The organism is Roseovarius albus, assembly GCF_900172335.1.
GTDB classification, from domain to species: Bacteria; Pseudomonadota; Alphaproteobacteria; order Rhodobacterales; family Rhodobacteraceae; genus Roseovarius; species Roseovarius albus.
In genome coordinates, this window is sequence record NZ_FWFX01000011.1 from 112,504 (window position 1) to 127,152 (window position 14,649).

Here is a 14,649-nt window from a genome sequence, read left to right on the forward strand (position 1 = left end):
GCCGTAGAATGTTCAAATCAATACTGGCTGCGTTTGACGGATCTGAAGGAGCTGAAGCTGCTCTTCGCAAAGCCGCTGAATTGGCAACACTATGTGAAGCGGAACTGATGGTTCTGACGCTTTATCGTCATCATTCCATACTGGAAGGGTCGATGTTCGTGATCGATGCTGAAAAGCCCGACAATATAGACGAGATTATGAGGGATCATGCCAAAGATACGGCTGAACGTGGCGCCTCAATCGCCAAAGAGTCAGGCTGCGAAAATATTCGTGCCTTTGTTAAAGGAGGGCCAACCGCGCGTACAATTGTGAGCTTTTCAAAAGAACACGAAAATGACCTGATTATCATGGGCAGCCGGGGGTTGGGCTCGATTGAAGGCTATCTGCTGGGAAGTGTCTCGCACAAGGTGACGAGCCTCTCGGAGTGTCCGGTTCTGTTGGTATGAGGGTGGCAATGGCGTTTGACATACGATCTTCGATCTCAACTGTGAGCGCGCAGCTTGATGCGCGCCCGGTAGACAAGAGAATTGGTCTGGTTGCGCTGGCGACAGACCATACTACAGAAACTGATTTTGCGCGTTTGCTTCAGGGGCAGGACGTCGGGGTTTATGTAAACCGTATTGGGTTCGAGAACCCGACCACGCATGAAAGCCTGTTACAGACTGGTCCGCGATTGGCCGAAGCGGTTTCAGATATTTTGCCTGACGAACCTGTGGATGTATTGGTTTATGGCTGTACGGCGGCCTCGGTTGTATTAGGGAATGACACTGTCGCTCAGCATATGAACAGTGCCAAACCCAACACGCCTTGCGTGACGCCCAGTTCAGCCGCGTTTGATGCCTTTGACGCGTTAGGTGTCAAAAAGATCAGCGTGCTCACGCCCTATACGCAGGATGTCACGGATTCACTTGTGACCTATTTTTCTCAAAACGGGCCGCAGGTGGTGAACGCCACTTGTTTTGGTCTCTCGGATGATCGCGAAATGGCGCGCTTGTCGCGCGACAGCATCATCGAGGCAGGAGTTGCGGCTTGCGATCCGGAGGCTGACGCTTTGTTTGTCTCTTGCACGGCTGTGCGTGCCGCTGCCTGTGTAGAGGCGCTTGAAGCGCGATTGGGCAAGCCGGTTGTAACATCTAACCAAGCGATGGTTTGGCGCTGCATGCGGCATCTTGGTATCGTCACGGACTGCCCAGGTGGCGGTTCGTTGTTTAAATTGTAAGACTTAGATCAGGACTTGAAGATGAATTCTGACATTACGCTGCAGGACAGTTTTGCTGCGCGCGTGCGCATCGCTGGGCGTGTTCGAACAACCCCAATTGTCTTCTCCCCCAGCCTGAGCGAGGCAACGGGCTGTGATATACGGTTAAAGCTGGAACACACGCAGATCACTGGCAGTTTCAAACTGCGCGGGGCCACCAATGCGGTGCTCTCTTTGACCGAAGCAGAACGCGCCAATGGTGTGGTTGGTGTATCCACTGGCAACCACGGGCGTGGTTTGGCTTATGCGGCGAAACAAGCCGGGGTGCGGTGCATCATCTGCATGTCAGAGCTTGTGCCTCAGAACAAAGTGGAAGGCATCAAAGCACAAGGCGCCGAGGTACGTATCGTTGGCCGCTCTCAAGATGACGCACAGGTTGAAGTTGATAAGCTGGTGGCAGAAGGCATGGTCATGCTGCCCCCCTTTGATCACCGAGATATCATCGCCGGCCAAAGCACGGTGGCATTGGAAATGCTCGAACAAACCCCCGATCTGGAAACGGTACTGGTGCCCCTGTCAGGTGGCGGGTTGATCTCGGGCGTGGCCATGGTGATGAAGGCTGTGAACCCTTCAATCCGCGTGATCGGCGTTTCCATGGAACGTGGTGCCGCGATGTATGAAAGCCAACAGGCTGGCAAACCCATTTTCGTTGAAGAGCTGTCTACACTGGCAGACTCACTCGGTGGTGGCGTCGGATTGGATAACCAGCACACCTTTGCCATGACCCGCGATCTTGTGGATGAGATGATCCTTGTGACCGAGACCGAGATCGCGCAAGCCATCCGGCACGCTTATTGGCAAGAACGGCAGGTGATCGAGGGGTCAGGCAGCGTTGGCATAGCTGCGCTACTCGCCGGAAAGATCAGGAATCCCGGAAGATGCGTGTCGCTGATCTCGGGGCAGAACATCGATATGGCGCTGCACCACCGGATCATTTCTGGTGAAGATGTAGATGTTACGGCGGAGGGATAAATGCCTGATATCAAAATACTAACTGAGGCGGAACTGCGCGCATTGGTCTCTTTGGACGCCGATGCGGTAGACTGCATTGAACAAGGCTTTACAACATTGGCTGGCGGTAATGTAGTGATGCCCCCGATCATGTCTTTACCGGTTCGGGAGCATAACGGCGAGGTTTGTGTCAAAACGGCTTATGTCCCGGGAATTGACAGTTTTGCCGTCAAAATGAGCCCGGGATTTTTCGACAATCCGAAACTGGGCCTGCCCAGTACCTCAGGGCTTTTGGTGCTGTTTTCAAGCACAACAGGGATGCTCGAGGCGCTGCTTTTGGACAATGGCTATCTCACTGACGTGCGCACTGCCGCTGCCGGGGCTGTCTCAGCCCGCCATCTGGCCCGCGAAGATGCCACCAGCGTATGCATCATTGGTGCAGGGGTTCAGGCGAAACTGCAACTCAAGGCGCTGACATTGGTGCGCGAGGTGAAGAGCGCTGTGATCTGGGCACGCGATGCCGCCAAGGCCGAGGCAACTGCTGCTGAACTGCGCCAAGATCTGGGGCTGGAGGTCACAGCCAGCACGGATGCGGCTTCGGCCGTGTCCTCGGCCGATATCGTTGTGACAACCACGCCGTCAGACACACCGCTGGTCATGGCCGAGTGGCTGCAGCCGGGGCAACTTATCATCGCGATGGGCTCGGATCAGGAACACAAGATTGAGCTGCATCCAGAATGCCTGAGCAAAGCTACGCTGTATGTACCTGACAGCCAGTCGCAATGCGCCATCAAGGGCGAACTGCGCAGCGCCATTGAAGCAAGCCTTATCTCTGGTGAACAAAAGTTTGCCGAACTGGGGGATATTACCGCAGGCAAAGCCGTCGGTCGTCAGGAGGATCACGATATCATCATCGCGGATTTGACCGGTACTGGCGTGCAAGACACTGCGATTGCCACGCTCGCGCGCCAACGCGCCGAAGCCGCAGGCAGCGGCGCCACATTTACAAGTTAAGAACACGGAACCAAGTCCATGCCGACACCGAAACTCTATTTCTCACGCGATGAATTCGAGGCGCGCATCGCCAAGACACGCACGGCCATGCAAGACCGCGGCCTTGATCTGCTGATCGTCACTGACCCCAGCAACATGAACTGGTTGACAGGGTATGATGGCTGGTCGTTTTACGTCCACCAATGCGTGGTGCTACCGCTGCACGGGGAACCAATCTGGTATGGCCGAGGACAGGATGGCAATGGCGCGCTACGGACCTGTTTCATGGAACCGTCAAATATCATCGGCTACCCTGACCATTATGTGCAATCGACTGAACGCCATCCAATGGACTATCTGTCGGCTCAGCTGACTGAACGCAAGCTGGGTGCAGATACAATCGGTGTGGAGATGGATAATTATTGGTTCACCGCCGCCGCCTTTGCTGCGCTTACACGCAACTTACCGAATGCTAGATTCGTCGATGCCAACGCATTGGTGAACTGGCAGCGTGCGATTAAATCAGAAACTGAACTGGACTATATGCGCAAAGCTGGTCACATCGTCAGCCGCATGCACGAGCGAATTTTCGACAAGATGGAACCGGGAATTCGCAAATGCGATCTGGCGGCAGAGATTTACGATGCTGGCCTGCGTTATGATGCGCAAATCGGCGCTGGCGGCGATTATCCGGCCATCGTGCCTTTGCTCCCGTCGGGCTCTGATGCAGCAGCCCCACACCTGACTTGGGATGATGAACCCATGAAATCTGGCGAAGGAACGTTCTTTGAGATTGCCGGCGTTTATCGCCGGTATCACTGCCCCTTATCCCGCACGGTCTTCCTTGGCAAACCCACACAAACTTTCCTCGATGCCGAAAAGGCTGTGCTTGAAGGAATGGAGGCCGGGCTAGAAGTCGCCAAAGAAGGCAATCTTTGTGAAGATATCGCCAACGCCTTCTTTGGGGTGCTCAAAAAATACGGCATCGTTAAGGATAGCAGAACTGGCTATCCAATCGGTGTGTCCTATCCCCCTGACTGGGGTGAACGCACAATGTCTCTGCGTCCCGGTAATAAATCTGTTCTGCAAGAAAACATGACATTCCACTTCATGACAGGCCTGTGGATGGACGACTGGGGCTTTGAAATCACCGAGAGCATCCGCATTGGCAAAACAGGTCCGGAATGTTTGGCGGATGTGCCGCGCAAAATGGTGGTGAAGGATTAAACGATGAAAACGAACCCCATTTCCCCGACAATTCCACTGGATCAAGACGGCATTCATCACGGCTTTTTGCGACTGCCCTACAGCCGCGACGACAGTGCCTGGGGGTCCATCATGATCCCCCTGACTGTGATCAAAAACGGCGATGGCCCAACCGCCCTGCTGACCGGCGCGAACCACGGCGATGAATACGAAGGGCCGGTGGCCCTGCAAGAGCTGACTGTTACCCTGAAGCCCGAAGATATCACCGGGCGCGTGATCATCGTTCCGGCCTTTAACTATCCGGCCTTTCGCGCGGGGCTGCGAACATCTCCGATCGACAAAGGTAACATGAACCGATCCTTCCCGGGCCGGCCTGACGGCACGCCGACTGAAAAGATCGCCGACTATTTCCAGCGGACGCTTTTGCCGATGGCGGACATAGCTGTCGATTTCCACTCCGGCGGCAAGACGCTCGATTTTGTGCCGTTCGCAGCGGCGCATATTCTTGACGATAAGACGCTTGAGGCTGCCTGTTTTGCTGCGATGGCCGCATTTAATGCGCCCTATTCTGTTCAGCTATTGGAGATTGATAATGTCGGTATGTACGACACGGCGGTTGAAGATATGGGCAAAGTTCTGGTTTCGACTGAGCTGGGGGGAGGTGGATCAGCAACCGCCAAATCCATTGCAATTGCCAAAAAGGGTTTGCGTAATGTGCTGATCCATGCCGGGATCTTAAACGGAAAGATGCAGATCGACCCAACCGTTCGCCTGGATATGCCTGACGGAGACTGTTTTGTATTCGCGCAAGAGGATGGATTGCATGAACCGATGGTCGATTTGGGCGAAACGGTCAGCGAGGGGGACATTGTTGCACGTATCTGGCCCGTTGACCGTACAGGGCTTGCCCCGACAGAGTTGCGTGCAAAACGTTCAGGCATTCTGATCAGCCGTCATTTTCCAGGGATGATCAAGGCTGGCGACAGCACGGCGGTTGTGGGGGCTATCGTAGATGAGGTGCCTTAGAAGGTTATGATCGGGTTCGCCGTTGCGAGCTATGCGCGAAATAAACCGCTTGCTTCGCGGCCTGTTAAGATATCTCGTTCTGTTCTAGATGTGAAATAAACTCGGGTATGTAGATCTACAAAGCGGTTGGGCAGCGGGGCTCGCATTGCAGAAACATGAGTTTGTTTTACCGGCAGCGAATGTTGGCTCGTTCCACATTCGCTGTTTTTCACTGTTGTTGTTAAAAAGCGCGTAAAGAAGTCATTGATGCCAGCAAGGTCAAAGACTGCTTTGTCCGCGTAGTAGTCATTACTGTTTTGATTGGCAGGGGTTCCCTGACAAAAAGCCTCGAATGTCCATTCTGAGCCCAAAGCAACCGATGCTGCGATCACCACCAACGGCCGGTTCTTTGAATTTGAAAAAAGGACGCCAAAATCAATTGCGGGTTTGATAGTGAAATATGGTAGCCGAATGCCGAGTAATTTTGGATATCATTCGCACTTGAACCGAAGCGCAAGTATTGGAGCATTCTGTCGATCCAGCGCAGAAATTTATAGTCTATCGCGACGACTGAGCGTTTTCCGACTGAGCTTCTCAAGTTCAAGTGGTCTCTATAGGCAAATTTGGATTCCTAAGTCCGAATCCGGTTGAAATCACAACGCAATCCACCAGCCATTAGAGCCAAAGCAGCGTGAGTGACTTCGTACACCAGCCCATAACGGTTTCACTGATTGATAGTAGCGAATGGCGGTACCTAACTGCAAGAGGACGCTTCAAGTGTTTCAAATTCAACTCAGTACTTGAACCGCACACCAACGCCTACGCCTTGTTCGAAGGCCCGGTCATCCCCAAGTCCGAGTAAGACATCAGCATACATTGCGACCTTATCGTTTAAGTTCTTGCCAACTTGAACCTCGGCGGACGCAGGCCATGCATTGTTTTCCCAGTCATATGGCGTTTTAAGGTCCGCCTTCACCCACCACCCTTCGCCAAACGGCTGAAGAGCAATCAAGCGTATAGCGGTTTGGCTTATATCGGCATCGCCATTGTACGATTCGAAATGTTGTATCAACGGTATCAGCGTCAAGCCGGTCTTGGAGTTGGCGAATGCGACGCCTGCCAGAGGTCCCAATTGATCGGACCCGGTTCCGATACCTTTGTTGGTGTCTCCGAGGTCATAGATCCATTCCAATCCGACCGCTGTGCGCAATCCCCAAGTTTCGTTGAGCTTGGCTTGGTATGGAAAAAAATGGCCTTCACGTTTATCTTCTCAAAGTCATTTTCCCGCGAACCGGTTACATTTGTAGAGTTATAGTGCAATTCGTATTTTAGTTTTAGTTTTGGGTTCAGCATATATGATCCATCAACGAAGGCATCTTGGTTGTCCGAAATGCCTCCCAAATCCAAGTACATTTATCTGACGTCTACGTTGTTTACTGCTGCGAGCGGGTTCGACGCGTTTTCTGCAGCGAACGATGAACAACTCACACAGGCTAAAGCCAAACAGGCTCCGGTTAAGCGGGACAGGATGGTCTTGTAGTTCATTTTTGAGATCTTTTTAGGGGACTGTTTGGAGGCTTGCTGTATCAAAAGCTGTAGGAATACCCGATAAACGGGCCAACTTGGCTGGCGTCATAGGCGAATTCACCGCCAGGACGATTGGTTGAGAAGTCAATGCTGTAGTAGCGCACCCCTAGTTTAAGCGATCTGGCACCGTCGAAGGAGTAGTCAAAAGACAGAGTTGTGCTCCATTGCAGGTCGCTGTCGTTAACGCCGAAACCGCCCGCATCGGCGAGGACAGCGCCGCTCCACTTTTCATTTATTTTCCAGGCGTACCGTGCGCCGATGACAGGCTCCCACCATGTTTCTGTCCCGCCAAGTGAGGTGCCGGGGCCGCTAATGTTGATCTTTTGTTTCAAGCTATTGTATCTGACGCCTGCCTGGACATCGATGGAGTAAGGTTGACCACCGGAAAGCGTTCCCCGCGAAACACGGTACGTTCCAAGAAACGCCAGCCAGTATTGCTCCACATCTCCGTCCACGCTGCCTCCCCGAGAGAGATTTTCGTTGGCCTCAAGTGATAGGTAGTTTGCATCAAAAATCAGACCCCAATCACCTTTCCAGCTTTCCGCGCGAAAGGATGCCGCAACATCAAGAAGGTCGAGAGCATCGCTAAGACTCAGGTCAATGTCTGCCTCAATCCCATCGATTGTGGATGTTCCCGTTGTCGAAGTCGGAAGGAAGAGGTAACCGGCCAGTTCGTATTGCCTATCGTTCGAAAAGGACAATACGACCGTGTCGGCGGATGACAGATTGGGCAGAAGCATGCAGACAATTGCACAAATAGTGGGTCTAAAGGTCATTGTAGGGCCCTTTTCAAGACTGGATTGGGTGGACTAAACGCATCCGGCTAAGCTTCGCCCCAGACTGTCCATGGCTGCTTTTCCGACCGCGCATGTCGAAAGATCAAAGGCAGGTATCATAGTCCGCCTTTGATTGGGGGTATGAGCAGGGTTACTTCTGTGGTGTTCCGACCATGAAGAGATACTCTTCGACGGCTTCAACAGATTCAGGCCGCAAGTTGTCAATTCCTTCATAAGGTCTTCCAAGACCAGGTGCCTCGTCAGGATACTGCGCCTTTCGTTTAATGTGTCGCTCGATCATCCGCACGAATTTTGCCCCGCCCCAAGCACCAATTTCAGTTGAGACGGGGTATTTCTCCTGCGGGTCACGGAACAAGTGGTAGAAGTCGGCGAGAATAGCGTTTTCAATGCTGCCGCCGGGGATCGCGAGCTTGATGTGCTCTTTCACGACCGCTTCGAGCGAATTGATTGCGTAAAGGAAGACATAGTCGCGCCGCCCGTATGTATCACCATTCAGGAGCAGTGAAGTTTGGTCAATGCCATCGATGACACGATCTCGTGGGATGCCATCTGTTGCACCGCCAATCCGGGCCAGTGTCGTAAAGAGGTCCACGACATGGGTGATATCGTTCACGACGGTGTCTTCTTCGATCACACCGGGCCAGCGGACAAAGGCATCGACACGGACACCACCTTCAGACGTGGCCCCCTTGCCACCACGGTAGAGCATTGGCGTAAAGCCAGACTGCGGCGAGAATTTGGTCGCGTGGCCGTTGTCACCCATCACAATCACAATCGTGTTGTCTGTGATCCCCAATGTATCCATCTCGGCCATCAGGTCACCGATCCACTCGTCCACCAGCTTCATCTTTTCGACATAGGTGCCGCCATTCGGTGTGGTGTATTCATCGGTGGTGGTGCGTGGCCCGACAATTGGGTAAAGCGGCCAGTAATTTAGGAAGAACGGCTCATCTTTAGCGGAGAGCATACGCAGCTGCTCCATCGCCTGTTCTTGATAGTCCACGTTCATCTGGTGGTACTTTTCTTCCGTCCAGCGTTCCCCGGGCTCCATGTTCACTTCGCGCACATTCTCGTTGCGCACGCCTTCAACTCCAGTGACCATGGCAGACGCATCCGAACGGAACCAATTGTCCAGCGTGTATTTGCTGTCGTAATTGTTCTCATAGAGCGAAATCGCAACCTCTTCATCAGCCCCGTCATCGTGGTAAATTGTAAGCTGACCCTGTTGGTGGATCGGGAAGGCAGCATAGTCGAAACCTTGCCAGTTGGGCCACGCTTCGCGAATATCACCCAGATGCCATTTGCCAATATGCACTGTGTTGTATCCGACATCCGACAAGACCTCAGCAAGCGTCACTTCTTTGTCCGCTAGACCAAAACCTGAGATATCGACTGCAGTGTTTGCCATCCCGTTGCGAACTGGATGGCGGCCGGTCATAAATGCGACCCGGGTCGGTGTACACGACGGTTCGGTATACATGCGGGCCAATCGCATCCCCTCTGCTGCGATCTGGTTTACGGCTGGGGTCTTGTAACCTCGTACGGCGTTCATCGTTGGGCTCCCCATATCGCCGAAGCCAACATCATCAAGCAAGATATACAAAATATTTGGTGGGTTGCCGTCATTCAGCGCCTTAAACTCGGCAATCACTGCATCAATTTCTGTGTCTTCCGTCGCCCATCGTTCGCCATGCTGTTCTTCAAGAATGTAGTATTCCGCATCCCGGACAATGGGAACGTCTTGCGCTTGGGCCGATGCCGAAACACTCACGGCCAATGCCGTAGCGGGTAAGATTAATTTCTTCATCGTGTTTCCTATTCTCTTACTTCGGGTTCCTATTGGGTGTGTCTAGTGGCGTAGAGCAAGTTGGGGGTTTTTCGCAAAATGCGCATGTAACTCTAAATGGTTTGGCAGTCTCAAACCGTCACTTTGGGTCTTGCTCGCTCCTCTTGTGCTTCTCGAGATATCCTCTGATTTCTTCTTCGAGCGCCGCGACGCTAGAGAGGATACTCATATATCGCGCGTCCGTAGGAATGGCTGAGACCAGATGCGAGAGATGATCATAGTCATGGCATATCTCCTCGAATGTGGCATCGGCCTGGCGCAATTCTTCAATTAGGCTTCGGTGTGATGAAAAGACTTCTTCAGTTCTCCCCATCCCCCTATGCCTTCCATCGCATCCGTCATATTATTCTTGTACAATTACCCTAAGGGGCTAACCTGATTTAGGTATCTTGGCGTGTGTTACGACGTAACACGTGCAATTTCAGGGACTTAAATGACGTTGGATGGACAGCTATTCCTGTGAGACAAGTTGAAATGAGCCAAACAGTGTTCGACCAATCCGAGGTTTTGGAAGAACTACAAACGATTTTGGCAAGCACTGAGCTTGCCGGTGCGATCCGTTTGCAGTCGTTTCTTCGGTACGTCACGGAAGAAGAACTCGCGGGACGTGGATCATTCATTCGCGCAAAAACCATTGGTGAAGACCTATACGGTTTATTATCCAATAAAGGCGATGACCCGCTGGCTGTCGTGCGTGTGGATGCCGGGCGCTTGAGGCGCCGTTTGGAGATTTATTACAGCAAGTCGGATAACCTCCGCACGATCCGCATCTACATCGACACAGGTGGCTACAGCCCAAGATTTGAGCAGATCTCGCCAAAGATGACAGAGGTTTCTTCTGACGCGTCGCACTTCGGGTCTTCATTGTTCAGCAAACGCAGATTGTATGCGCTCGCCAGCGTCGGATGTGTTGCTTTGTTCATCGCTGTAGTGTTCGGTGTTAATTCCCAGCAAAAGAACATGGACAATGTTGCAACTGATGCGGCAATTCGTCAAGCGTTGTTCAGTGCCTCTCCGGCCAAGCTTCAGGCGAAGAACCTTTCAGATGAAGCGCGCGATCTGATGTTTCCCGCAGTTGATCGAAAACGTCTCATTGCCACTCTGGATCTCTTCGAGCAGTCGATCAAACTTGATGATGAATACTATGCTGGTTTTGCTGGTGCGGGGCAGATTTATGCGATGATGGCATCACAGATGCCGCCCAGTTCCAAGCGGGATACTTTTTTACTCCAAGCACAGGAAATGGCTGAACGCGCGGTCGATTTGGCACCAAGCGCATCATGGGCGCAGTCATCGATGGCGATGGCTGCTTTTGCAGGAAAAGATTGCAATGAGGCACTCAAAATATCTAAGAGAGCGATCAGCCTCGATCCCGGTGATATCTACACATTGAATTTCGACGGGATTATCTCGCTTTTCTGCGGCGATTTTGATCGCGCTGTTCAAGTGACTGCGCCTTGGATCGGAAAGAGCGAGCTGGCGGAACGCCTGATTTTTCGCAATGTTGCAGCGACAGCAGAGTATCACCGTGGTAATTTTCAAGATACCATCGATTTGTATACTGCGGCTATCAACGAAGGTGATCCAGTCGGTGCATTGACGTTGGCCTATCTTGCAGCTGCGCATGCAAAGCTGAACCGCAACTCACAAACAAAACGCAATATCGAGCTGTTGAACGAAGCCTGGCCGACGTTCCCATTGGAACAATTTCTGATGTCTGTCTACACCGATCAAAGTATCGCAAGCGACATCATTACCACCTTGAAAGAAGCTGGTTGGAAATCAAGTTCCCGCTAATCCAATGTCCGCTTCGAACTCGAGGCCTCTATTCCAACCTGAAATGCGAACCGTAACTTTGTCCGCAGAGTGTCAGTTCGACCATCAGCGTTTTTCGTATCTGCAGTGAAAGTCTAGTCTGACGGGCCGCGTTGCAGCATGCGACATCCCCGGCGGATGGCGGCTTTGGGCCGTTCTCGACAATCTTTCAGTTAAGAATTCTGCAGTTTCTGCGCCGCATCTGAGGTCCGCATTGAGCCCAGATTGTCGAATGCTGCATCATGCTTGAATGTCCGGATATCGGGTAGAGGTTACAAAAAGCAACAAAGCTGCTGCAATCCGCGCTACAGTGCCATGAAGGGCAATCAAGATGATCGAGAAGCATGTTTGAAAATGTGAATTGGGCCGCAATTGAAGGCATCGCTTCCGTTGCAGGGGCAATTGGCGTCGTGATATCGATCACATTCTTGATCTATGAGGTACGCCATAACGCTCGCGCAATTGAGGGTGCGACTGTCCAATCCTTGATGACATTGGAGCGGGAGGTGTTCGGTTTGCTTGCTGAGAACGCAGAGCTGATGACCAAAGGCGGCAAGAACCCGGCGGCATTGACCGATGTGGAGCAATATCAATATGAACGTGGCGTTGGCACTTATATGTCCCTGATCTACTCCGCCTACATGCAACATGAACGCGAACTGGTGGAAGATGAAGTATGGGACGCCTACCTAAATGCCCTCGCACGCCATATGCAGGCGCCGGGTTTTTCGGAGTCATGGTTGCAGATTAGCATCGGCTATCCAAAGAGCTTTCAGGATTTGATCAAAGAGAGATTTCCACAATCCTCTCAGGCGAAGAGCATCACATGAAGTCAAAAAGCAAAGGGCAGACACTGCTGGAAAACGCATACAAACTTGCGACTCCAACGGACAACAAAGCCTATTACAACGAGTTTGCTGAAACATATGATGCCGAATTTGCGAATGCCTTGGGCTGGGAATACCCCAACGCTATTGCAACGGTTTACCGAGAAAATGCTGATTCAGACCATCTGCCAATCGCGGATATCGGGTGCGGTACGGGTCTGGTGGCGGAGGCGCTGGGATTCAAGCCAGATCATATCGATGGTATTGATATCTCCGAAGAGATGTTGGCCACACCGCGCAAAAAATCCCTGTATCGCAAAACCATCCAAGCCGATCTGATGGGTGATCACGCGCCAATCAAAAATGACTACGGCGCCGTCGTATCTGCCGGAACTTTTACGTCCGGACACGTAGGGCCAGACCCACTCGAACGTCTTCTCGACATAGGACGATCCGGAGCTCTCTTCGTCATTGGCGTCAACCGGGCGTTCTATTTAGAAGCTGGTTTCGACCCGGTCATCCGCGACCTCGAAGCGCGTGGCTCTATCACTGACCTCAGAGTGACTGAAGTTCCCATGTACAACAAGGCTGGTCACGATCATTCATCTGATAAAGCCTTCGCTCTTTGCTATCGGAAGCGACCGTCTGACTGACGCTCTACAAGAGCGGGCTTCGGCCAGTTCTTGATAGAGGTCATCCATGCTCAGGCAGCGAAAGCCCGCTTCGTCCGCATAGCAGCCACCCGTGACCTACGCAGCTAACGTCGGCCAAGAGCCCTCACTATGAATTTGATTTTCTCGCTGCAAGCGCACACAGCGCAGATTTTGCCGCGTGCGCATCAATTTGAGCACGGCAACACGGCGTCCACCAAGTTTTGCCCACTCCCACCTACGCGTTGAACAATGCCACCCTGCCCTATGCAATTTCGATTGCGAACAAGGGTTGGAAACAGGCATTGGCAGATGATCGGCATTTGGCCAACGGCCTGAACGTTCTGAATGGTCAGGTGGTCTACCCTGCCGTTGCGAATGATCTGGGCTATCCGCTGACCGCACTGGACGCTGTGCTGGCGGGATAAATCAACAGGCTCCACGTCGGATCACATTCGGTGTGGGGCCCGAAGAACATGGTGGAATTTGCCAGCCGCGTCAGGCGGATTTCACCCAGATCGCCGAGGCCACGTTCCCCGACGCACCATATGTGAACTTGGCTTGCGGATTGCCTTCTTTGGCCAATTTTAGCCAGTCCAAGTCGTTCACGGTGACCAGCAAAACTCCGAACGCATTAGAACCACGATCCCCTTTGGCGACTGCGGGATCTGTCTTATCGGCCTCATCCAATTCACCAAGCGGGCCGCCGGTGTAATCTCTTCGGGCGTGTTCGGGGAGTGCGCGCCAGTATTGCCGTGTCAAATCAGCCTCCGGACCCAATAGCGCAACGCGGCCATTCATCCGCAGTTGCGTGCGATCAGTCGCGTCATAGGCCAGCACCGAAGTCCGAGGGTTCTTGCGCAGCTCTGGCCATTTCTTGCTGTTGATGTCCGTGTAGAACACAAGCTCGCGTCGGGCCGGGGTCACGTGCCGCAAGACGACAATTCTGCTCTGCGCGCTACCATCAAGACCAACTGTACTCAGGCTAGGATATCTGTAGTGAGACGATGGTGACTGCGAGGCCTTCGCCAATTGCTGCCAGCAATCTGAGTTCAGCTGAACCAGGGATTTCGTCATTTGCGTCTCGACAGTTTGCGTATCCTGCGCCCCAAGACCCTCACAACACCAAACCCCTCTTAAAGATTGACAACCTGCATTGACACCACCTTACCACTCTCCAGGTCCCGGGCGCCCAATTTCACAAAGCCATACCTTTCGTGAAATTTAAGCGAGCCGACATTCGGGGGCTCAAGATCCATTTCAGCCGCCATAACGTAGCTGCCGGTGGCTTTCGCAGCCTCCGCGACATGCGTATAGAGCAACCCTCCAACGCCGTGCCCCCGACCCGCCTCAGAGATCACGATGCGATCTATGTACAAGAAGTGATCAAGGCGTTGATCGAACCAATTGAAATTGCCGTTGTCATAAGGCGCGCCCTTTTTCATCGCCATGACAAACCCAATCACCGCGCCGTCCTTTTCAGCGACAACGCAATAGTCGCACAGCTCAAAGAGGTGGTGAAAACGTGCGTCGTCCATCGGGCTCGTCACGGCAACAACCGCCTCATTGAGCGCAACAATGGTGGCCGTGTCTTCGAGGCGCGCGTCGCGTAGCTGTATCATCCGATTCGGACTCCGTTTGATCTTTCAGAGCAGACTCAACCACAGAGAGTGATATTTATAAAATATAAAATTTGACACATCAGAGACAGTAA

At 52.7% G+C, this 14,649-nt stretch carries 16 protein-coding genes; 10 read left to right on the plus strand and 6 right to left on the minus strand.

Translation table 11 applies throughout. From position 1 onward, the window contains the following. Positions 1-8 precede the first annotated feature (8 nt). Genes ROA7450_RS15785 through doeB form a run of 6 tightly spaced genes read left to right on the plus strand, consistent with a single transcriptional unit; the run spans position 9 to position 5,434 of the window. The gene (locus ROA7450_RS15785) at positions 9-446 is read left to right on the plus strand and encodes a universal stress protein (RefSeq protein WP_085806904.1); all 438 of its coding nucleotides are present in this window, start codon (positions 9-11) and stop codon (positions 444-446) included. An 8-nt stretch (positions 447-454) separates the two neighbouring features. After that, positions 455-1,219, plus strand: coding sequence for an ectoine utilization protein EutA (eutA, locus tag ROA7450_RS15790; protein ID WP_085806905.1), 765 nt, complete (start codon positions 455-457; stop codon positions 1,217-1,219). 21 nt (positions 1,220-1,240) lie between these two features. Further along, positions 1,241-2,230, plus strand: coding sequence for a hydroxyectoine utilization dehydratase EutB (gene eutB, locus ROA7450_RS15795; protein WP_085806906.1), 990 nt, complete (start codon positions 1,241-1,243; stop codon positions 2,228-2,230). Next, on the plus strand, positions 2,231-3,223 hold the full coding sequence (gene eutC, locus ROA7450_RS15800) for an ectoine utilization protein EutC (RefSeq protein ID WP_085806907.1): 993 nt from the start codon (positions 2,231-2,233) through the stop codon (positions 3,221-3,223). 18 nt (positions 3,224-3,241) lie between these two features. Further along, complete coding sequence (doeA, locus tag ROA7450_RS15805; protein WP_085806908.1) at positions 3,242-4,429, plus strand: ectoine hydrolase DoeA; 1,188 nt, start codon at positions 3,242-3,244, stop codon at positions 4,427-4,429. 3 nt (positions 4,430-4,432) lie between these two features. Next, a complete protein-coding gene (gene doeB / locus ROA7450_RS15810; protein WP_085806909.1) occupies positions 4,433-5,434 on the plus strand; it encodes a N(2)-acetyl-L-2,4-diaminobutanoate deacetylase DoeB in 1,002 nt (333 codons plus the stop codon). Between the two features lie 29 nt (positions 5,435-5,463). Here doeB and ROA7450_RS15815 read toward each other — a convergent pair whose 3' ends face one another. The 4 genes from ROA7450_RS15815 to ROA7450_RS15830 all read right to left on the minus strand — a co-directional run bounded on the left by ROA7450_RS15815 (position 5,464) and on the right by ROA7450_RS15830 (position 9,604). Next, entirely contained in the window at positions 5,464-5,811 is a 348-nt protein-coding gene (locus ROA7450_RS15815) for a hypothetical protein (RefSeq protein ID WP_085806910.1), read from the minus strand. A 395-nt stretch (positions 5,812-6,206) separates the two neighbouring features. Then, positions 6,207-6,623, minus strand: coding sequence for a hypothetical protein (locus ROA7450_RS15820; RefSeq protein ID WP_085806911.1), 417 nt, complete (start codon positions 6,621-6,623; stop codon positions 6,207-6,209). A 376-nt stretch (positions 6,624-6,999) separates the two neighbouring features. Beyond that, complete coding sequence (locus tag ROA7450_RS15825) at positions 7,000-7,740, minus strand: TonB-dependent receptor (RefSeq protein WP_085806912.1); 741 nt, start codon at positions 7,738-7,740, stop codon at positions 7,000-7,002. A gap of 187 nt (positions 7,741-7,927) precedes the next feature. Next, positions 7,928-9,604, minus strand: a complete 1,677-nt coding sequence (locus tag ROA7450_RS15830) for a sulfatase-like hydrolase/transferase (RefSeq protein WP_085806913.1) — start codon at positions 9,602-9,604, stop codon at positions 7,928-7,930. Positions 9,605-10,117: 513 nt separating this feature from the next. On the opposite strand from ROA7450_RS15830, the gene ROA7450_RS15840 reads away from it, so the two are divergent. The 4 genes from ROA7450_RS15840 (at position 10,118) to ROA7450_RS15855 (ending at position 13,363) form a co-directional block, all read left to right on the plus strand. Continuing rightward, entirely contained in the window at positions 10,118-11,440 is a 1,323-nt protein-coding gene (locus tag ROA7450_RS15840) for a tetratricopeptide repeat protein (RefSeq protein ID WP_085806915.1), read from the plus strand. Positions 11,441-11,814: 374 nt separating this feature from the next. Further along, positions 11,815-12,288: a hypothetical protein gene (locus tag ROA7450_RS15845; RefSeq protein ID WP_143534491.1), complete on the plus strand. Its 474-nt coding sequence runs from the start codon at positions 11,815-11,817 to the stop codon at positions 12,286-12,288. Then, positions 12,285-12,938 carry a class I SAM-dependent DNA methyltransferase gene (locus tag ROA7450_RS15850; protein ID WP_085806917.1) on the plus strand — a complete coding sequence of 218 codons (654 nt, stop codon included), beginning with the start codon at positions 12,285-12,287 and terminating at the stop codon, positions 12,936-12,938. The genes ROA7450_RS15845 and ROA7450_RS15850 overlap by 4 nt, the downstream gene beginning before the upstream one ends. 221 nt (positions 12,939-13,159) lie before the next feature. Continuing rightward, positions 13,160-13,363 carry a hypothetical protein gene (locus tag ROA7450_RS15855; protein ID WP_085806918.1) on the plus strand — a complete coding sequence of 68 codons (204 nt, stop codon included), beginning with the start codon at positions 13,160-13,162 and terminating at the stop codon, positions 13,361-13,363. 70 nt (positions 13,364-13,433) lie between these two features. On the opposite strand, the gene ROA7450_RS15860 is transcribed toward ROA7450_RS15855, so the two are convergent. Both ROA7450_RS15860 and ROA7450_RS15865 read right to left on the minus strand, forming a co-directional pair. Continuing rightward, the gene (locus tag ROA7450_RS15860; protein ID WP_085806919.1) at positions 13,434-14,012 is read right to left on the minus strand and encodes a pyridoxamine 5'-phosphate oxidase family protein; all 579 of its coding nucleotides are present in this window, start codon (positions 14,010-14,012) and stop codon (positions 13,434-13,436) included. Positions 14,013-14,071: 59 nt separating this feature from the next. Continuing rightward, on the minus strand, positions 14,072-14,557 hold the full coding sequence (locus ROA7450_RS15865) for a GNAT family N-acetyltransferase (protein ID WP_085806920.1): 486 nt from the start codon (positions 14,555-14,557) through the stop codon (positions 14,072-14,074). Positions 14,558-14,649 lie beyond the last annotated feature (92 nt).

Coding starts and splice junctions, on each gene's coding strand:
- doeB (WP_085806909.1), top strand. CDS start 4,433: ATGAAAACGAACCCCATTTCCCCGACAATTCCACTGGATCAAGACGGC.
- doeA (WP_085806908.1), top strand. CDS start 3,242: ATGCCGACACCGAAACTCTATTTCTCACGCGATGAATTCGAGGCGCGC.
- eutB (WP_085806906.1), top strand. CDS start 1,241: ATGAATTCTGACATTACGCTGCAGGACAGTTTTGCTGCGCGCGTGCGC.
- ROA7450_RS15850 (WP_085806917.1), top strand. CDS start 12,285: ATGAAGTCAAAAAGCAAAGGGCAGACACTGCTGGAAAACGCATACAAA.
- eutA (WP_085806905.1), top strand. CDS start 455: ATGGCGTTTGACATACGATCTTCGATCTCAACTGTGAGCGCGCAGCTT.
- ROA7450_RS15840 (WP_085806915.1), top strand. CDS start 10,118: ATGAGCCAAACAGTGTTCGACCAATCCGAGGTTTTGGAAGAACTACAA.
- ROA7450_RS15830 (WP_085806913.1), bottom strand. CDS start 9,604: ATGAAGAAATTAATCTTACCCGCTACGGCATTGGCCGTGAGTGTTTCG.
- ROA7450_RS15825 (WP_085806912.1), bottom strand. CDS start 7,740: ATGCTTCTGCCCAATCTGTCATCCGCCGACACGGTCGTATTGTCCTTT.
- ROA7450_RS15785 (WP_085806904.1), top strand. CDS start 9: ATGTTCAAATCAATACTGGCTGCGTTTGACGGATCTGAAGGAGCTGAA.
- ROA7450_RS15865 (WP_085806920.1), bottom strand. CDS start 14,557: ATGATACAGCTACGCGACGCGCGCCTCGAAGACACGGCCACCATTGTT.
- eutC (WP_085806907.1), top strand. CDS start 2,231: ATGCCTGATATCAAAATACTAACTGAGGCGGAACTGCGCGCATTGGTC.
- ROA7450_RS15860 (WP_085806919.1), bottom strand. CDS start 14,012: ATGACGAAATCCCTGGTTCAGCTGAACTCAGATTGCTGGCAGCAATTG.